The following is a 14,748-nucleotide window of genomic DNA, read 5'->3' as shown; positions in this document are numbered from 1 at the left end:
TCCCTTTGGCTGTTCAGCGCTGATCTTCGCGGATAGGCGGGGTGATCGGCGCGCGGATCAGCAGATAGGGCGGCTGGCGCAGATCCTTGCCGCCGTTGAAGCCCGGCAGACGGTTCCACTGCCCCAGCGTGCAATAGACATGGTCGGCCGTGACGAAGATTCCGTCCGGCCAGACGATGCGCGGGTCGCGCACCACGACCTCGATCGTGCCGTCTTCCGGCAGCCAGCGCATGATGGAATCATGCTCGCTGGCCGTCAGGTAAATCCTGCCCTGGGCGTCGGTTGCTATGCCGTCGGTCATGACCTTCTCGCCGTGATCGGTGACGCCGGCGGCAAGCTGTTCCTCGGTCGCGTCGAAATTCGACAGCAGCGCGGTCGGAATGCTGTAGAGGCGGCGGCTGGTCAGCGGTGAGTAATAAAGCCGCGTGCTGTCCGGGCTGAGGGTGATGCTGTCCACCCCGCCGATCGGAAAGGTCGGGTTCCTGGGGTCGTAGCGCAACGGGCGCCCATCCAGCACCGTCAGGAACCCTTTCTCGGCCTGGGTCGATGGATGATCGGCCAGCACGCGCCGCTGGCGGCCGGTCGCGATATCGACCACGACCAACGCTGGCGAGGTGCCGAAGGAGGAATCCGCGACATACGCCGTGCCCAGCGCGCCGTGCGTCAAATCGACGCGCAGATCGTTCATATGGCTGTCGGGCCGCATGGCCGGCGCCTTCAGCACGATACTGGCAATCAGCTTGTCGGTTGCCGGGTCTATGCCGATCACCTTCGCCGCCCCTGGCGCAATGGGCTGGCCGACGATCTTGCCATCGTCGATCGCCCACAGTCGCCCCTTGCTGTCGGTCGTCATGCCGTGGATCGAGACCAGCCGGTGGTCCGGGCTGGCTGAGGATGGCAGGCTGAGGGCCTTGTCGGGATAGGGCACCAGGACATCGCCCTTCAGTTCGGCGAGCGTGGCCTTGCGGTGGTTCTCGGCATGGCGTGGAAAACCGACGAAGATGCGGTTATCCGGCGTGACGGCAATGCCCGAGGGACCGGGGCCATAGAATTCGGCAACGACTTCCAGCGAACCGGTGGGAACCGTGTCGCCCGACACCGTGCCGGCGCGTGACACGCCGGCCAGAGCGGGCAGAAGGGTCGCACCGGCGGCGGCGGTGAAGAGGTCGCGACGATTCAATGGTCATTTCTCCCTTGGACGCGTTCAGGGCGGCGTGTGCCACGATTGGTCTCTACCCGTCATAAGGTCATGCGCCCGCCGCGCCGAATGAAATGGTTTTTAGATCGGTCCAGTGTTTGCAACCCTGTCCTGCGCAGGCGTCAAAGAAACGAAACAGGATCGATATCGACATCGATCCGCGCGCCGCGTTCCGGCGCTACCCGTTCCAGCCATTGCCGCACGATCGGTTGCAGCGCGATTTCGCGCCGGGCGCGCAGGAGCAGCCGCCTTCGGTGGCGGCCGCGCAGGATGGCCAGCGGTGCCGGCGCCGGGCCGAGAACCTGCAAGCCGTCGCCGCGCGGCGCGCCGGCGCCCAGGGCGCGGGCGGTCGCATCGGCGGCTTCCGGCGTGTCGGCGCTGACGATCAGGGCCGCCAGACGGCCGAACGGGGGCCAGAAGCCGGGGCGGCGCTGCTCGGCTTCCTGCCGCATGAAACTGGCGAAATCGCCCGAGACCAGGGCCTGCATCACCGGGTGCTCGGTGCAATAGCTTTGCAGCAACACGGTGCCGGGCGCCTCGGCGCGGCCGGCGCGGCCCGCGACCTGATGCAGCAATTGCACCGTGCGTTCCGCCGCGCGCAGGTCGCCGCCGCCAAGCCCGAGATCGGCATCGACCACACCGACCAGTGTGAGATGCGGAAAATGCCAGCCCTTGGCGACGATCTGCGTGCCGATTACCAGATCGACCTCGCGCCGGGCGATCTGCGCCACCGCGTCGGCGGTCGCGGCCGGGCCGGGCAGCGTGTCGCTGGCCATCACCAGCAGGCGGGCATCGGGGAAGGTGGCGCGCGCTTCCTCGGTGATGCGCTCCACGCCGGGGCCGATCGGGGTCAGGCTGGCTTCGGCATGGCAGGAGGGGCAGGTGGGCGGCGTGGGCTCCTGATAGCCGCAATGGTGGCAGGTGATGACGCGCCGCGCCCGATGTTCCACCAGCCAGGCGGTGCAGTTGGGGCATTGCAGGCGATGGCCGCAGGTGCGGCACAGCGTCAGCGGCGCATAGCCGCGACGGTTGAGGAACAGCATTGCCTGTTCGCCGCGCGCCATCGTCGCCTGCATCGCCTCGGTCAGCACGGGGGAGAGAAACAGTCCGCGCTCGGGCGGGTGGGCGCGCATGTCGATGGTGCGCACCTCGGGCATCGTGGCCCCGCCATGGCGCGCGGTCAGCGCCAGATGGCGGTAGCGGCCGGCACCGACATTGGCCAGCGTCTCCAGGCTGGGCGTGGCGGAGACCAGCAGGATCGGCGCGCGATCCAGCCGCGCCCGCACCACCGCCATGTCGCGCGCATGGTAGGTCACGCCGTCTTCCTGCTTGAAGGCGCTTTCATGCTCCTCATCGACGATGATCAGCCCAAGTTCAGCAAAGGGCAGGAACAGCGCCGAACGCGCGCCCACCACCACCCGCGCCGTCCCTTCGGCCACCGCGTGCCAGGTCACGCGGCGCAGGCGCGGGCTCAGGTCGGAATGCCATAGCGCGGGCTCGGCGCCGAAACGCCGGGTGAAACGGCCGGTCCATTGTGCCGACAGCGCGATTTCCGGCAGCAGTACCAGCACCTGCCGTCCGCGTTCCAGGCAGGCGGCGATGGCTTCCATATAGATCTCGGTCTTGCCCGATCCGGTGACGCCCTCCAGCAGCGTGACGGAAAACCCACCCGTCCCGGCAAGGTCGCGCAGGCTCTGTGCCGCCTCCTGCTGGCCGTCCCCCAGGGTCGGCGGGCAATGGGCGGGGTCGGGCGCGGCAAACGGTGGCGCGGGCTTCAGCACCACGGCCCGCAGCGCGCCGGCATCGGCCAGGCCGCGCACGACGCTGGTGCCCACACCCGCGCGCCGGGCCAGTTCGGTGCCGGGCAGGGGGCCGTCGCTGGCGGCAATTTCCAGCACCCGGCGGCGGGCCGGGGTCTCGCGCAGGTCGGGCGGCGGTTCGGCGACGGCCCAGCCCGTGGTCGGGGTGACGGGCGCGGTGGCGGCGGTGCGCAGCGCCATGGCCAGCACCATGCCGGGGGGCGAGAGCGTATAGGCCGCGACCCAGTCGACGAAGCGGCGCAGAGCACCGGGCAGGGGCGGCTGGTCCAGCCGGCTGATCACCGGTTTCAGCCGTCCGTCCGCCACGGCTTTCATCGGCGGGGGCGTGAATTCCGGCGGCAGGGCAGGGGTCGGGTCCCACACCACGCCGGTTTCGGTCCGGCGGCCCAGCGGTACGCTGACGATGTCGCCCGGTTGCAGGTCCGTCAGCGCGGGGGGCACGGCGTAGTCGAACGGGCCGGGAAAGGGCAGCGGCAACAGCACCGCGACGCGCGGCCGGCCGGCGCTTTCCGGCTTTCGCACGGGGGGGCGTTTGTTTAGACTCGCATGGACCATGAGGTTTTCTATCGCCCCAGCCGCCCGCTGTCTTGTTCGGCAATCGTCGCCTGCCGCGCGGCTGCCCCGATGACCGGTGCCGAACTGCGCGATGCGTTCCTGGACTGGATGCGCGACGAAAAACGGGCGGCGACGCTGACGCTCACCGCCTATCGGGGCGATCTGGACCGGTTTCTGGCATTTGTCGGCACCCATGTGGGTGGCATGGTGGACCTCGCGGTGCTGGACCGGCTGTCGCTGGCCGACCTGCGCGCCTGGCTGGCGTCGGAACATGCCGGGGCGCAGAAGGCGGCGGCCGGCCGTCACGCCGGCGGAGCCGATCGCGCGGCGCGGACCCGTGCCCGGCGGGTTTCGGCCATGCGCTCCTTCTATCGGTATCTGGCGCGGTATCATGGCGTGACCAATCCGGCGCCGGGTCTGCTGGCGGCCCCCCGTTTCCGCGCCTCGCTGCCGCGTCCGCTGACGACGGACCAGGCGCTGGAGGTGCCCGACGGGCTGGGCGCCATCGCCGCCAGCCCGCTGGCCGAGGAGCGCGACCGGACGCTGTTCCTGCTGCTCTATGGTTGCGGTCTGCGCATTTCCGAAGCGCTGGGGCTGGATATCCGCGATCTCGACCGGGCGCTGTCGGCGGGTGGCACGCTGCTGATCCGTGGCAAGGGCGGGCGGGAGCGGCTGGTGCCGATGGTGCCGGTCGTCGTGCGTGCGCTCACGGACTGGCGGGCCGGGCATCCGGCGCCGCTGCCGGACGCGCCGTTGTTTCCCGGCGTGCGGGGCGGCCGGTTGCAGCCGGCGGTGGCGCAGCGCGCCATGCGGGTGTGGCGCGACATGGCGGGCCTGCCCGACCATGCGACGCCCCATGCGTTGCGGCATTCCTTCGCCACGCATCTGATGGAGGGCGGCGCGGACCTGCGCGTGATCCAGGATCTGCTGGGCCATGTCAGCCTGTCGACGACCCAACGCTATACACTGGCGGACGAAGCGCGGCTGATGCAGGTTTGGGCCGGCGCTCATCCGCGCGCCGCCGGGCACGGCCCGTCCCATGACGCGGAAACAACAACGGGGAAGAACGACCCATGACCATCGCCGCCGAGCGCATGCCGTATCCACCGATCGAGCCCTATCGCACCGGCATTCTGGACACGGGCGACGGGCACAACGTCTATTGGGAACTGTGCGGCAATCCGGACGGGATTCCCGTGGTGTTTCTGCATGGCGGCCCCGGCGGCGGCTGCACCCCGGCGCATCGCCGCCTGTTCGATCCGGCCCGCTATCGCATCCTGCTGTTCGACCAGCGCGGCTGCGGTCGCTCAACGCCCCATGCCGGGCTGGACAACAACACGACCTGGCATCTGGTCGCGGATATCGAGCGCCTGCGCGTGCTGACGGGTGCGGAACGCTGGCTGGTGTTCGGCGGCTCGTGGGGGTCGACGCTGTCCCTGGCTTATGCCGAGACGCACCCCGAGCGGGTGACGGGGCTGATCCTGCGCGGGATCTTCACCCTGCGGCGCGCCGAATTGCTCTGGTATTATCAGGAGGGCGCGTCCTGGCTGTTCCCCGACAAATGGGAGCGGTTCCAGGCGCCGATTCCGGAGGCGGAGCGCGGTGACATGATGGCGGCCTATCGCCGCCGCCTGACCGACCCCGACCGGGCGGTGCGCGTCGAGGCCGCCGTGGCCTGGAGCGTGTGGGAGGGCGAGACGCTGACCCTGCGCCCGGCACCGGCGCTCTCGGCCCAGCACGCCGACGAAGAGTATGCGCTGGCCTTCTCGCGGATCGAGAACCATTATTTCGTCCATGGCGGCTGGCTGGAAGAAGGGCAACTGATCCGCGATGTGGAGCGGATACGGCATATTCCGTCCGTGATCGTGCAGGGCCGTTATGACGCCGCCACCCCGATGCGGACGGCATGGGACCTGCATCGTGCCTGGCCCGAAGCCGATTTCCGTCTGGTGGACGATGCCGGCCATGCCGTTTCGGAACCGGGAATCCAGACCGCGTTGCTGGACGCTACCGACCGTTTTGCCGCCGGAGGCTGACCGCGCGCGTCGGCCGCGCTGGCTGGCGGCGGCGCTGTTGTGCCTGCTGCCGGCCCCCGTGCTCGCTCAGGATGGGACGCTGGCTCAGGATGGGGCGCCCGTGCCCTGTGCCGTCACCCGTATCGCACGGGTGCCGCTGCGCGATGACGGTGGCTATCTGTCGGTGCCGGTTTCGATCGCCGGGCAGACGGCGCAAGGGGCGTACAGCCTCGTGGTCGATACCGGGGCCGAAGGTGGCCTGATCAGTGGTCGGGTGGCCGAGGCATTGGGGCTGTTGATCGATTCCGGGCGGCGTACCGTGCTGTACGGCACCGGAGGCGCCGGGGGGATGGTGCCCAATGTCCTGATCGCCGATCTGCGCCTGACCACGGAAGACGGGCAGGGCCTCGATCTCGGCCCGCTCTCCACGCCGGTAGGCGACCTGCCGGGGCAGCCGATGATCACGCCGCCGGTTGCGGGGCTGCTGGGTGGCGACGTGCTGTCGCATTTCGATCTGGAATTCGATGTCGCCGGGGGCTGGCTGTCGCTGTGGCGCATGCGGGGCGATGACGGCGCGTGCCATGCCGCGCCGGCCTGGCATGGGGCCTACGACACCGTGCCGCTGGTGCGCGACGGCCATCGCGTGGCGGTCGGGGTGGAACTGGACGGACAGGCGCTGACCGCCCTCGTGGATAGCGGCGCGCGCTCGCGCATTCTCTCGACGGATGCGGCGGCACGGGTGGGGGTGTCGGAGGATCGTCTCGCGGTCGATCCGGGGGGCGAGACCAGCGGCGTCGATGGCCGGACGAAATGGTATCACTGGCATCGTTTCGCCAGCCTGCGGATCGGGAACGAGGTGGAGCACGCACCGGTGCTGACGGTCGCGCCGTTGCGGGACAGGGTGGACATGCTGCTGGGGGCGGACTGGTTCGCCCGGCACGATGTCTGGATATCTTATGCCGGTAACCGGATGTTCGTGCGGCCTGCCCGGCGGTAGTGGGTTGCGACGGAGCCGGGCGCCCCGTCGCAACCGGCCGGCATCAGCCCTTCAGGTGGGCGTTGCAGACACTGTAATAGCCGCCGCCCTTCTGGATCCATTTCAGGCCGCCATTGGCGTTGGTCGCCTTGTTGGCCTTGTACTGGTCCAGGCAGGTGTGCATGCGGGCCTTGCCCGCGCTCTCGCTGGCATATTGCGCCGAGACCGCGTTGGGCAGCACCGCGCTGCCGGCGGCAGCGGCGGCCGGCGCGGCAGCCGCAACAGGAGCGGCAGGGGCAGCCGGGGCGGCAGGAGTCGCCGCGGTTGCAGGAGCCGCCGGCGTGGCGGGTGTCGCGGGGGCAGCGGCAGCGGCCTCGGGCGTCGCGCACTGCGCCGCCTTGAACTCCTTGTAGGTCTGGCCCTTGACGGTACCTGCTTTCCGTTCGGCGTTGAATTTCTGGTAGCACGCCTGCGCCGCGCTGACGGCGTGGGCCTGGGGGGCGAGCAGGGGCGCCGCGGGCGCGGCAAGAAGCAGGGCAACGGCAATCCGGCCACGAAGCGCAATAGCCATGGAAGTGCGATCCTTTCCGTTCAGAACGAGCCGGCGGGCATCATGCCGCGACGGGCCATCGGGTCTGCATCCTGTTTCATAACATCATGATCCGAATACGGAAAGAAAAAGGCCGGACCGGGGCAATGCCCGGTCCGGCCTGTTCTGGTCGGCGGAAGAAGAGATGGCGACCGATCAGATAGCGGTCAGATATTGATGCGCTCGCCATGCTGGGTCATGTCCAGCCCTTCCTGTTCGTCGTCACGGCTGACGCGCAGGCCGATGGCGGCGTCGATGATCTTCAGCAGCACGAACGACACCACCGCGCACCAGACGATGGTAACGGCCACCGCCTCGGCCTGAACGCCGAGCTGCTTCAGCGAGCCGCTGATGCCGGCGGGGTTGGCATCGGTGGCCGAGAGCGGACCATAGGCGAACACGCCCGTCAGCAGCGCACCGACGATGCCGCCGATGCCATGCACGCCGAAGGCATCCAGGCTGTCGTCATAGCCCAGCATGTGCTTCAGCGAGGTGGCGGTCCAGAAGCAGATCACCCCGGCCAGCAGGCCGATGATCAGCGCGCTGCCCGGCAGGACGTAACCGGCCGCAGGCGTAATGGCGACCAGCCCGCCCACGGCGCCGGAGATGATGCCCAGCACGGTCGGCTTGCCGGTGCGCGCCCATTCGGCCACCATCCAGCCCACGCCGGCGGCGGCGGCGGCGATCTGCGTCGTGGCCATGGCCATGCCGGCCCGCCCGTTGGCCCCCAGGGCCGAACCGGCATTGAAGCCGAACCAGCCCACCCACAGCAGCGACGCGCCGATGACGGCGTAGGTCAGGTTGAAGGGCGACAGGTCGTCCTGGCCGTAGCCGACGCGCTTGCCCAGCACCAGCGCGGTGACCAGGCCGGCGACGCCGGCATTGATATGCACCACCGTGCCGCCCGCGAAGTCGATGGCGCCCAGCCCGGCGACCCAGCCCAGCGGGCTCCATACCCAGTGGGCGACCGGCGCATAGACCAGCAGCGACCACAGGACGGTGAAGGCACACAGCGCGCTGAACTTCATGCGTTCGGCGAAGGCCCCCGTGATCAGCGCCGGGGTGATGATGGCGAACGTCATCTGGAACATCATGTAGATGCTCTCGGGGATCGTCATCGTCGTGGCGTTGGGGGTGCCCGCGCCCAGCGTGAAGCCGATATCGGCGCCCTTGGCGATATGGGCGCCGATGCCGTTCAGCATGAAGCGCGACAGGTCGCCGATATAGGGCGTGCCGTTGCCGAAGGTCAGGCTGTAGCCGGCCACCATCCACACCACGGTGACGATGCAGCAGATCGCGAACGACTGCATCAGCGTCGCCAGCACGTTCTTGCGGCGGACCATGCCAGCATAGAACAGCGCCAGGCCCGGGATCGTCATCATCAGCACCAGGGCCGTGCTGACCAGCATCCACGCCGTATCGCCGGTGTCGATCGGAGGCGCCGCATCGGCGGCGAATGCCGGAGTGGAGAGGCCGGCCAGGGAAACAGCCGCCACCGCCGCAACGGCGGCCGGCAGGCGGGGCATCGCGCGACAGGCGCTCGGAATGGTCACAGCGCGTCTTCTCCCATTTCCCGCGTGCGGATGCGGATGACGCTGTCCAGACTGGAGACGAAGATCTTGCCGTCGCCGATCTTGCCGGTGTGGGCGGACTGAAGGATCACGTCCACCACCTGGTCCACGATGTCGTCGGAGACCGCGATCTCGATCTTCACCTTGGGCAGGAAGCTGACGTGATATTCCGCGCCGCGATAGATTTCGGTCTGTCCCTTCTGGCGGCCGAATCCCTTCACTTCCGAGACGGTCAGGCCCTGGATGCCCAGGGGCGTCAGGGATTCGCGAACGTCGTCGAGCTTGAAGGGCTTGATGATGGCTGTGACAAGCTTCATCGCGCCACGTCTCCTTGGTTCATTGTTGTAGTCCGTTTTTCCTGATGCGGAATGATGATCCAAATCGCGATTAGGGCAATACAAAAACCGTGCCAAGTACGCGCATGGTTGACGGAGCGCGGTGTCTGGTGTGCCTTGCGCCATTGGTGTGCGGCATGATGTGCCTTAATTATGGGCGCGCGCACCGGAACGGATCATTCTCGCCGCAGGGCCATCGGGCCGGACCGGCTATTGCAGGACCACACTCATGACCGCAGGCACGATGTCCCACCCCCAGACCGGCACCGGGCAGGACGATGTGGATGTCTGCATCGTGGGGGCAGGGCCGGTCGGCGCGACGCTGGCCTGCCGCCTGGCGGTGGCGGGCCTGCGCGTGGCCATCGTCGATCGCGCGGCGCTGCCGCCGATGGAAGACCCGGCCTTCGACGGCCGCGCCTACGCCATCGCCGCCGGCCCACGTCGTCTGCTGGAGGACGCCGGAGTGTGGGGCCTGCTGCCGCTCCAGGCCTGCCCGATCGAGGAAATCCGCGTCTCCGACGGCCGACCCGGCGAGAAGCCTTCGTCCCTGTTCCTGGAATTCGGGCGGCAGGATGCGGAGCAGCCCTTCGGCTGGATGATCGAGGCCCGTGCGCTGCGCGTGGCGCTGAACCGCGCACTCCATGCCCATGACCTGCTCACGGTACTGGCGCCGGACGAGGCAACGATCACCCGCACCGCCGAAGGCGCGCGGGTGCGGATGCAATCGGGCCGCACCTTCGGTGCCCGGCTGATCGTGGCGGCCGAGGGGCGGCGCTCCGCGCTGCGCGATCAGGCGCGGATCGGCATCACCCGGCTGCCCTATCATCAGAGCGGCATCGTCTGCGCCGTGGCGCACGAGCATCCGCATAACAACCGTGCGCTGGAACATTTCCTGCCCGCCGGGCCGTTCGCGCAACTGCCGATGGCCGCGACGCCCGAGCATCCGAACCTCTCCGCCATCGTCTGGTCGGAAAGCGACGCACTGGCGCGGCGCATGGCGGCCTTGCCGCACGATGCCTTCGCGCACGAGATCCAGCGTCGCATGGGCGACTGGCTGGGCCGGGTCACTCCGGTCGGGCGGCGCTGGGTCTACCCGCTGTCGGCGCAATATGCGCAGCGCTATTTCGACACGCGGATGGTGCTGGTGGGCGATGCCGCGCACGGCATCCATCCCATCGCCGGGCAGGGGCTCAATCTGGGCTTCCGCGACGTGGCGGCGCTCTCCGACGTACTGATCGCCGCCCATGCGCGGGGCGAGGATCTGGGTGCCCCGTCCCTGCTGCGCCAGTATCAGGCACGCTGTCGCCCCGCCAACATGCTGATGCTGGCCGCGACCGACATGCTGGAGCGACTGTTCGGCAACGACAATCCCGTGCTGCGCCGCGCCCGGGATCTCGGGCTGGCCGGTGTGCACCGCATGCCCGCCCTGCGGCGGGCCTTCGTCCGCCACGCGATGGGCCTGTAGCGCGTCGCGTCGCAAGGCCGCCTCTGGTCAACGGGGCGGCGCCCTCCCATATCGTTCCTTCCGCTGACAGGACCGGTTTCATGCCTGATATTTCCCCGACTTCGCTGGCCGCGGCCCGCGGCACCCGCGCCGTTGCGGAGCCGACACTGGTTTCCATCGACCAGGAACGGCTGTGGATGGATATCGCGGCGGGCTGCGAGGGCTGTGACGATCCGCTGGTGCGCGGCCTGCTGGCCACCGGCATCCGCAACCACGCCACCTTCGCCAACGGACTGGCCGCGCTGATCGGGCGCAAGCTGGGCGACCGCTCGGTGGCCGATGACGCGCTGTCGGAACTGGTGACCGAGGCGTTCGCCGCCGATCCGCAGATCGTCGCCGCCGCCGCCGCCGATCTGGTGGCGATCCGCGAGCGCGATCCGGCAACGGCGAACTACGCGACGCCGTTCCTGTTCTTCAAGGGCTATCACGCGGTGCAGTGCTATCGCGTGGCCCACTGGCTGTGGAACAACGGCCGGCGTTACCTGGCCCTGCATCTGCAAAGCCGCGCATCGGAACTGTTCGCCGTCGATATCCACCCGGCGGCGCGGCTGGGCCGGCGCATCCTGTTCGATCACGGCACCGGAATCGTGATCGGCGAGACCTCGGTGCTGGAAGACGACGTGTCGCTGCTCCAGGGCGTGACGCTGGGCGGGACCGGCAAGAATGTCGGCGACCGCCACCCCAAGGTGCGGCGCGGCGTACTGATCGGCGCCGGCGCCAAGGTGCTGGGCAATATCGAACTGGGCGAGGGGGCGAAGGTCGGCGCGGGGTCGATCGTGCTGGAATCCGTGCCGCCCTTCACCACCGTCGTCGGCAACCCGGCGCGGCCGGTCGGCACCCGCCACAGCGCCCTGCCGGCCTTCACGATGGACCAGATGCTCCCCCCGATCGACTACATGATCTGACCGGATGATCTGACCGGCTCGGGCCGGACCCGCGCGGGGCCGTTCTGTCACGCGGCGTCTCCACCCGCTGGGGCGATGCGATTCCATGCCCGCTTTCGCTCTGGCGTCAGCGGGCGGGGCCTGCCGATGCGCCAGTGGGCAAACGCGGGTCAGAAATGCAGGTAGGTCCGCTGGACGACCTCCTTCATGGAAAAGAACGTCCTGGTCATCCGGATACCCGGCAGCGAGACCAGCCAGTCGCCATAGATCGCATTGAACTCGTCGATCGACGACGCCCGGATCGTGACCAGATAATCGAATTCACCCGACACGAGGTGACACGAGATCACCAGCGGATGGTCGCGGATCGCGGCCTCGAATTCCGCGAAGGCCAGCTTGTTCAGCCGGTCCAGGCAGACCCCCATGACGATGACGGCGCTGCGTCCGACCGAGGCCGGGCAGATATCGGCCCTGAAGCCGGTGATGATGCCGTCCTCTGTCAGGCGCTGCACGCGCCGGAAACAGGTCGCCGTACTGGTCGCGGCCTGACGCGCCAGATCCGTAATCGATATGCGCCCGTCGACGCTCAGAACACGCAGGATTCGCTTGTCGATTTCGTCTATGTCAAACTGTTTCACTTTTCAGTGATCCGGCCAAAAATGAAAGAATCGTTCATTTTTATCGCTAACATGAGAGCATCCTCATTCGTTTCGTATCAAGAATGAACGCACTGATCATAACGGATTGGATATATTTTGCCCTCCCATTTCGAGGGTCTGATATGCAAAAAAAATATGACTCTGACGTGCAAGCGACGGTTTCCATCCGGATGGACGGAGATCCACGTCCCTTTTACCGCCGTCGCCGGCTGATGTTGGCGACGGCTCTGGGGGCCATGGCCCTGGCGCCCATGGCTCATCCGGATGCCCACGCGCAGGCCAGGCGGCCCAAGCCCGCGCCCGCCGGGCAGACGCCTGCGCGGCATGCGGCGGCCAGGCCCGCGGCGCGCCACGCGCAGGCCGCGGAACCCCGCTCGGCCGAGGCGCTGTCGGTCGTGGGGTCGCACGAGACGTCTCACGGCATGGAGCAGACCATCACGCGCAAGACGCTCAACCGCTTCGTGGCAGGGACCAGTCCGCTCCAGGTCCTCGGGGCGACGACGCCGGGCGTCAGCTTCGCCACGGCGGACGCGCTGGGCCTCGATACCTATGCCAATTCGCTGTATATCCGTGGCTATAACCAGAGCCAGTTGGGCGTCACGCTGGACGGGATTCCACTGGGTGACCAGGGTTTCATCAACACGAACGGCCTGGATATCAACGAGGCCGTGACGCCCGACAACATCGCGCGGATCGACATGTCCCAGGGCGGCGGCGCGCTCGATGTCGCATCGACCGCCAATCTCGGTGGCGCGCTGCAATATTATACGCTGGACCCGCGCGACACGCTGGGGGCCGATGTCTCGCAGACTTTCGGCAGCAACAGCACCTATCGCACGTTCGGCCGCTTCCACAGCGGTGTGCTGAACCAGACCGGCACGAAATTCATGGCGTCCTACGCGCGCACCGACGCGCAGAAATGGAAGGGCCATGGCAACCAGTACGAGCAGCAGGCGAATTTCAAGTTCGTCCAGCCTCTGGGCGATCGCGGGCAGTTGACGGGATTTTTCGACTATTCCCAGTTCAATCAATATAATTATGGGAATATCAGCCTGGAGATCAAACGCAAGCTTGGGTCGAGGACGGATTATTTCTATCCGGACTACAAGGGCGCCTACCTGGCCGCGCAGGGCATCTTTCCCGCCGGATGGGACCAGGTGTCCAGCCCCACCGACATCGCGTATTACGATGCGGCGCAGGACCAGCGGAATTATCTGACCGGGCTGAACGGGAAATACGACCTGACATCACGCCTGCGGCTGAAGAGCGTGCTGTACGCACAGGTCTCCGGCGGAGACTACGAATTCACCAATCCGTACGTGTCGTCGCCCAACGGCGCGCCGATGATCCAGCAGGCCGACCATCAATGGTTCCGCCGTGTCGGCGGTACGCTGGCGCTGCAATACCGGCTGGGCCATCACGACCTGGAATCCGGCGTCTGGTACGAAAACAACGATTTCACCTACGCGCAGCGGCTATACAGCCAGCCCCTTCTGGGCGAGGGCACGCCGCGCAAGGGCACCGGACCCTACAAGGATTCGTTCGCCACGCGCTATGGCGTGCAGATGAACACGAATGCCTTCCAGTACTATCTTCAGGATGCCTGGCACATCCTGCCCACCCTGCGCCTGCATGCGGGGTTCAAGTCGCTGCTGGTCACGACGGCGGGTGGCGCGTTCGAAAACAACGAGACCTATACCGGGCAGAGCATGCTACCCAGCGGCAGCCTGACGACGGCGGGCGCCTTCCTGCCCCATGTCAGCCTGAACTGGACGTTCCTGCAACATCATGAACTGTTCTTCGACGTCTCGCGCAATATGCGCGCCTATTCCTATGGCGGGTGGAACTCGCCGGTTGCCTGGGGCGTCGACAACCAGGCCATTTTCTCGCAGTTGCGCAAGACGCTGAAGCCCGAAAGCACCTGGAACTACCTGATCGGCTACCGTTACAACAGCAGATATGTCGATGGCGTGCTGAACCTGTATCATTCGGATTATTCCAACCGCCTGGCGCCGATCACCAGCGGCACGCTGGTCAATGCCAACCAGACCTTCCTGAATGTCGGGTCGATGGCGATGTGGGGCGTCGATGCCGGGGTCACGGTCCGCCCCCTGCCGCACCTCGAAATCTTCAACAGCATCAGCTACAATCATTCGACCTACGGTCAGGGTATCTATAATGCCGGGACGTATTACGACCTCAAAGGCAAGATGGAGGTCAATTACCCGTCCGTCATGTATAAATCGAACGTAGCCTATACCTACGGGGACGCAACGCTGAACTTCAACGTCTATTACATGGGGCGACGCTACCTGTCCTACATGAACGACACGTCGGTCGACCCGTACTGGAATGCCAACCTGACGGCATCGTACGATTTCAAGCATATCCCGCACGTCGCGGGCCTGAATTTCTCCCTTGGTATCTACAACCTGTTCAATCAGGAATATATCAGCGCGATCGGTGCCAATCCGATTTCGGGCGACCGGCAGTCGATGTTCGCCGGCGCGCCGCGCCAGTTCTTCGGAACGGTACGCGCCCGCTTCTGATGCGCAAGGGGACCGCGCCGCCGCCCGCGGCCGCGCCGCCCCCCCCCCCCCCCCGGCCGGCCCGCCCGGCGGGCCGCGGGCGGCGGGCGAAAA

12 protein-coding genes are annotated in these 14,748 nt (G+C 67.4%); 6 read left to right on the top strand and 6 right to left on the bottom strand.

Translation table 11 applies throughout. The features are described 5' to 3' along the window. Positions 1–13: 13 nt before the first annotated feature. Together ABF821_RS09835 and ABF821_RS09830 are read right to left on the bottom strand one after the other, a co-directional pair. Complete coding sequence (locus ABF821_RS09835; RefSeq protein WP_415529885.1) at positions 14–1,180, bottom strand: L-dopachrome tautomerase-related protein; 1,167 nt, start codon at positions 1,178–1,180, stop codon at positions 14–16. Between the two features lie 140 nt (positions 1,181–1,320). Then, entirely contained in the window at positions 1,321–3,573 is a 2,253-nt protein-coding gene (locus tag ABF821_RS09830) for a primosomal protein N' (RefSeq protein WP_415529884.1), read from the bottom strand. A 69-nt stretch (positions 3,574–3,642) separates the two neighbouring features. On the opposite strand from ABF821_RS09830, the gene ABF821_RS09825 reads away from it, so the two are divergent. The 3 genes from ABF821_RS09825 to ABF821_RS09815 are packed head-to-tail and all read left to right on the top strand — an operon-like array spanning position 3,643 to position 6,585. After that, positions 3,643–4,650, top strand: a complete 1,008-nt coding sequence (locus ABF821_RS09825; protein ID WP_415529895.1) for a tyrosine recombinase XerC — start codon at positions 3,643–3,645, stop codon at positions 4,648–4,650. Continuing rightward, entirely contained in the window at positions 4,647–5,609 is a 963-nt protein-coding gene (gene pip / locus ABF821_RS09820) for a prolyl aminopeptidase (RefSeq protein WP_183007962.1), read from the top strand. The genes ABF821_RS09825 and pip overlap by 4 nt, the downstream gene beginning before the upstream one ends. Continuing rightward, the gene (locus ABF821_RS09815; protein WP_415529883.1) at positions 5,593–6,585 is read left to right on the top strand and encodes an aspartyl protease family protein; all 993 of its coding nucleotides are present in this window, start codon (positions 5,593–5,595) and stop codon (positions 6,583–6,585) included. Before pip ends, ABF821_RS09815 begins: the two co-directional genes overlap by 17 nt. A gap of 43 nt (positions 6,586–6,628) precedes the next feature. Here the strand turns inward: ABF821_RS09815 and ABF821_RS09810 are convergent, their stop codons facing one another. The 3 genes from ABF821_RS09810 to ABF821_RS09800 all read right to left on the bottom strand — a co-directional run bounded on the left by ABF821_RS09810 (position 6,629) and on the right by ABF821_RS09800 (position 9,041). Continuing rightward, positions 6,629–7,135, bottom strand: coding sequence for a hypothetical protein (locus ABF821_RS09810; protein ID WP_182973860.1), 507 nt, complete (start codon positions 7,133–7,135; stop codon positions 6,629–6,631). 185 nt (positions 7,136–7,320) lie between these two features. Further along, complete coding sequence (locus ABF821_RS09805) at positions 7,321–8,679, bottom strand: ammonium transporter (protein ID WP_183008034.1); 1,359 nt, start codon at positions 8,677–8,679, stop codon at positions 7,321–7,323. 23 nt (positions 8,680–8,702) lie between these two features. After that, a complete protein-coding gene (locus tag ABF821_RS09800) occupies positions 8,703–9,041 on the bottom strand; it encodes a P-II family nitrogen regulator (RefSeq protein ID WP_114727956.1) in 339 nt (112 codons plus the stop codon). 247 nt (positions 9,042–9,288) lie between these two features. Here ABF821_RS09800 and ABF821_RS09795 point away from each other — a divergent pair, with 247 nt between their 5' ends. Beyond that, on the top strand, positions 9,289–10,524 hold the full coding sequence (locus tag ABF821_RS09795) for a UbiH/UbiF/VisC/COQ6 family ubiquinone biosynthesis hydroxylase (RefSeq protein ID WP_415529882.1): 1,236 nt from the start codon (positions 9,289–9,291) through the stop codon (positions 10,522–10,524). A 176-nt stretch (positions 10,525–10,700) separates the two neighbouring features. Then, positions 10,701–11,468 carry a serine O-acetyltransferase gene (gene cysE / locus ABF821_RS09790; RefSeq protein WP_259654537.1) on the top strand — a complete coding sequence of 256 codons (768 nt, stop codon included), beginning with the start codon at positions 10,701–10,703 and terminating at the stop codon, positions 11,466–11,468. Between the two features lie 149 nt (positions 11,469–11,617). Here the strand turns inward: cysE and ABF821_RS09785 are convergent, their stop codons facing one another. Further along, positions 11,618–12,085 (bottom strand): Lrp/AsnC family transcriptional regulator, encoded by a 468-nt coding sequence (locus tag ABF821_RS09785; protein ID WP_182973857.1) that lies wholly within the window; start codon positions 12,083–12,085, stop codon positions 11,618–11,620. 257 nt (positions 12,086–12,342) lie between these two features. Between ABF821_RS09785 and ABF821_RS09780 the strand changes: the two genes are divergently transcribed. Further along, positions 12,343–14,655, top strand: a complete 2,313-nt coding sequence (locus ABF821_RS09780) for a TonB-dependent receptor (protein WP_415529881.1) — start codon at positions 12,343–12,345, stop codon at positions 14,653–14,655. The last annotated feature ends 93 nt before the right edge of the window (positions 14,656–14,748 follow it).

The organism is Gluconacetobacter sp., from assembly GCF_047721585.1.
GTDB lineage: Bacteria > Pseudomonadota > Alphaproteobacteria > Acetobacterales > Acetobacteraceae > Gluconacetobacter > Gluconacetobacter dulcium.
The sequence above is the reverse complement of the archived record's forward strand: the minus strand, read 5'-3'. Positions and strand labels throughout refer to the sequence as shown.

Excerpts from the sequence above, each read along its gene's own strand:
- ABF821_RS09830 (WP_415529884.1), bottom strand. The coding sequence starts at position 3,573 with ATGGTCCATGCGAGTCTAAACAAACGCCCCCCCGTGCGAAAGCCGGAA.
- ABF821_RS09825 (WP_415529895.1), top strand. The coding sequence starts at position 3,643 with ATGACCGGTGCCGAACTGCGCGATGCGTTCCTGGACTGGATGCGCGAC.
- pip (WP_183007962.1), top strand. The coding sequence starts at position 4,647 with ATGACCATCGCCGCCGAGCGCATGCCGTATCCACCGATCGAGCCCTAT.
- ABF821_RS09810 (WP_182973860.1), bottom strand. The coding sequence starts at position 7,135 with ATGGCTATTGCGCTTCGTGGCCGGATTGCCGTTGCCCTGCTTCTTGCC.
- ABF821_RS09805 (WP_183008034.1), bottom strand. The coding sequence starts at position 8,679 with ATGCCCCGCCTGCCGGCCGCCGTTGCGGCGGTGGCGGCTGTTTCCCTG.
- ABF821_RS09800 (WP_114727956.1), bottom strand. The coding sequence starts at position 9,041 with ATGAAGCTTGTCACAGCCATCATCAAGCCCTTCAAGCTCGACGACGTT.
- ABF821_RS09795 (WP_415529882.1), top strand. The coding sequence starts at position 9,289 with ATGACCGCAGGCACGATGTCCCACCCCCAGACCGGCACCGGGCAGGAC.
- cysE (WP_259654537.1), top strand. The coding sequence starts at position 10,701 with ATGGATATCGCGGCGGGCTGCGAGGGCTGTGACGATCCGCTGGTGCGC.
- ABF821_RS09780 (WP_415529881.1), top strand. The coding sequence starts at position 12,343 with ATGGCCCTGGCGCCCATGGCTCATCCGGATGCCCACGCGCAGGCCAGG.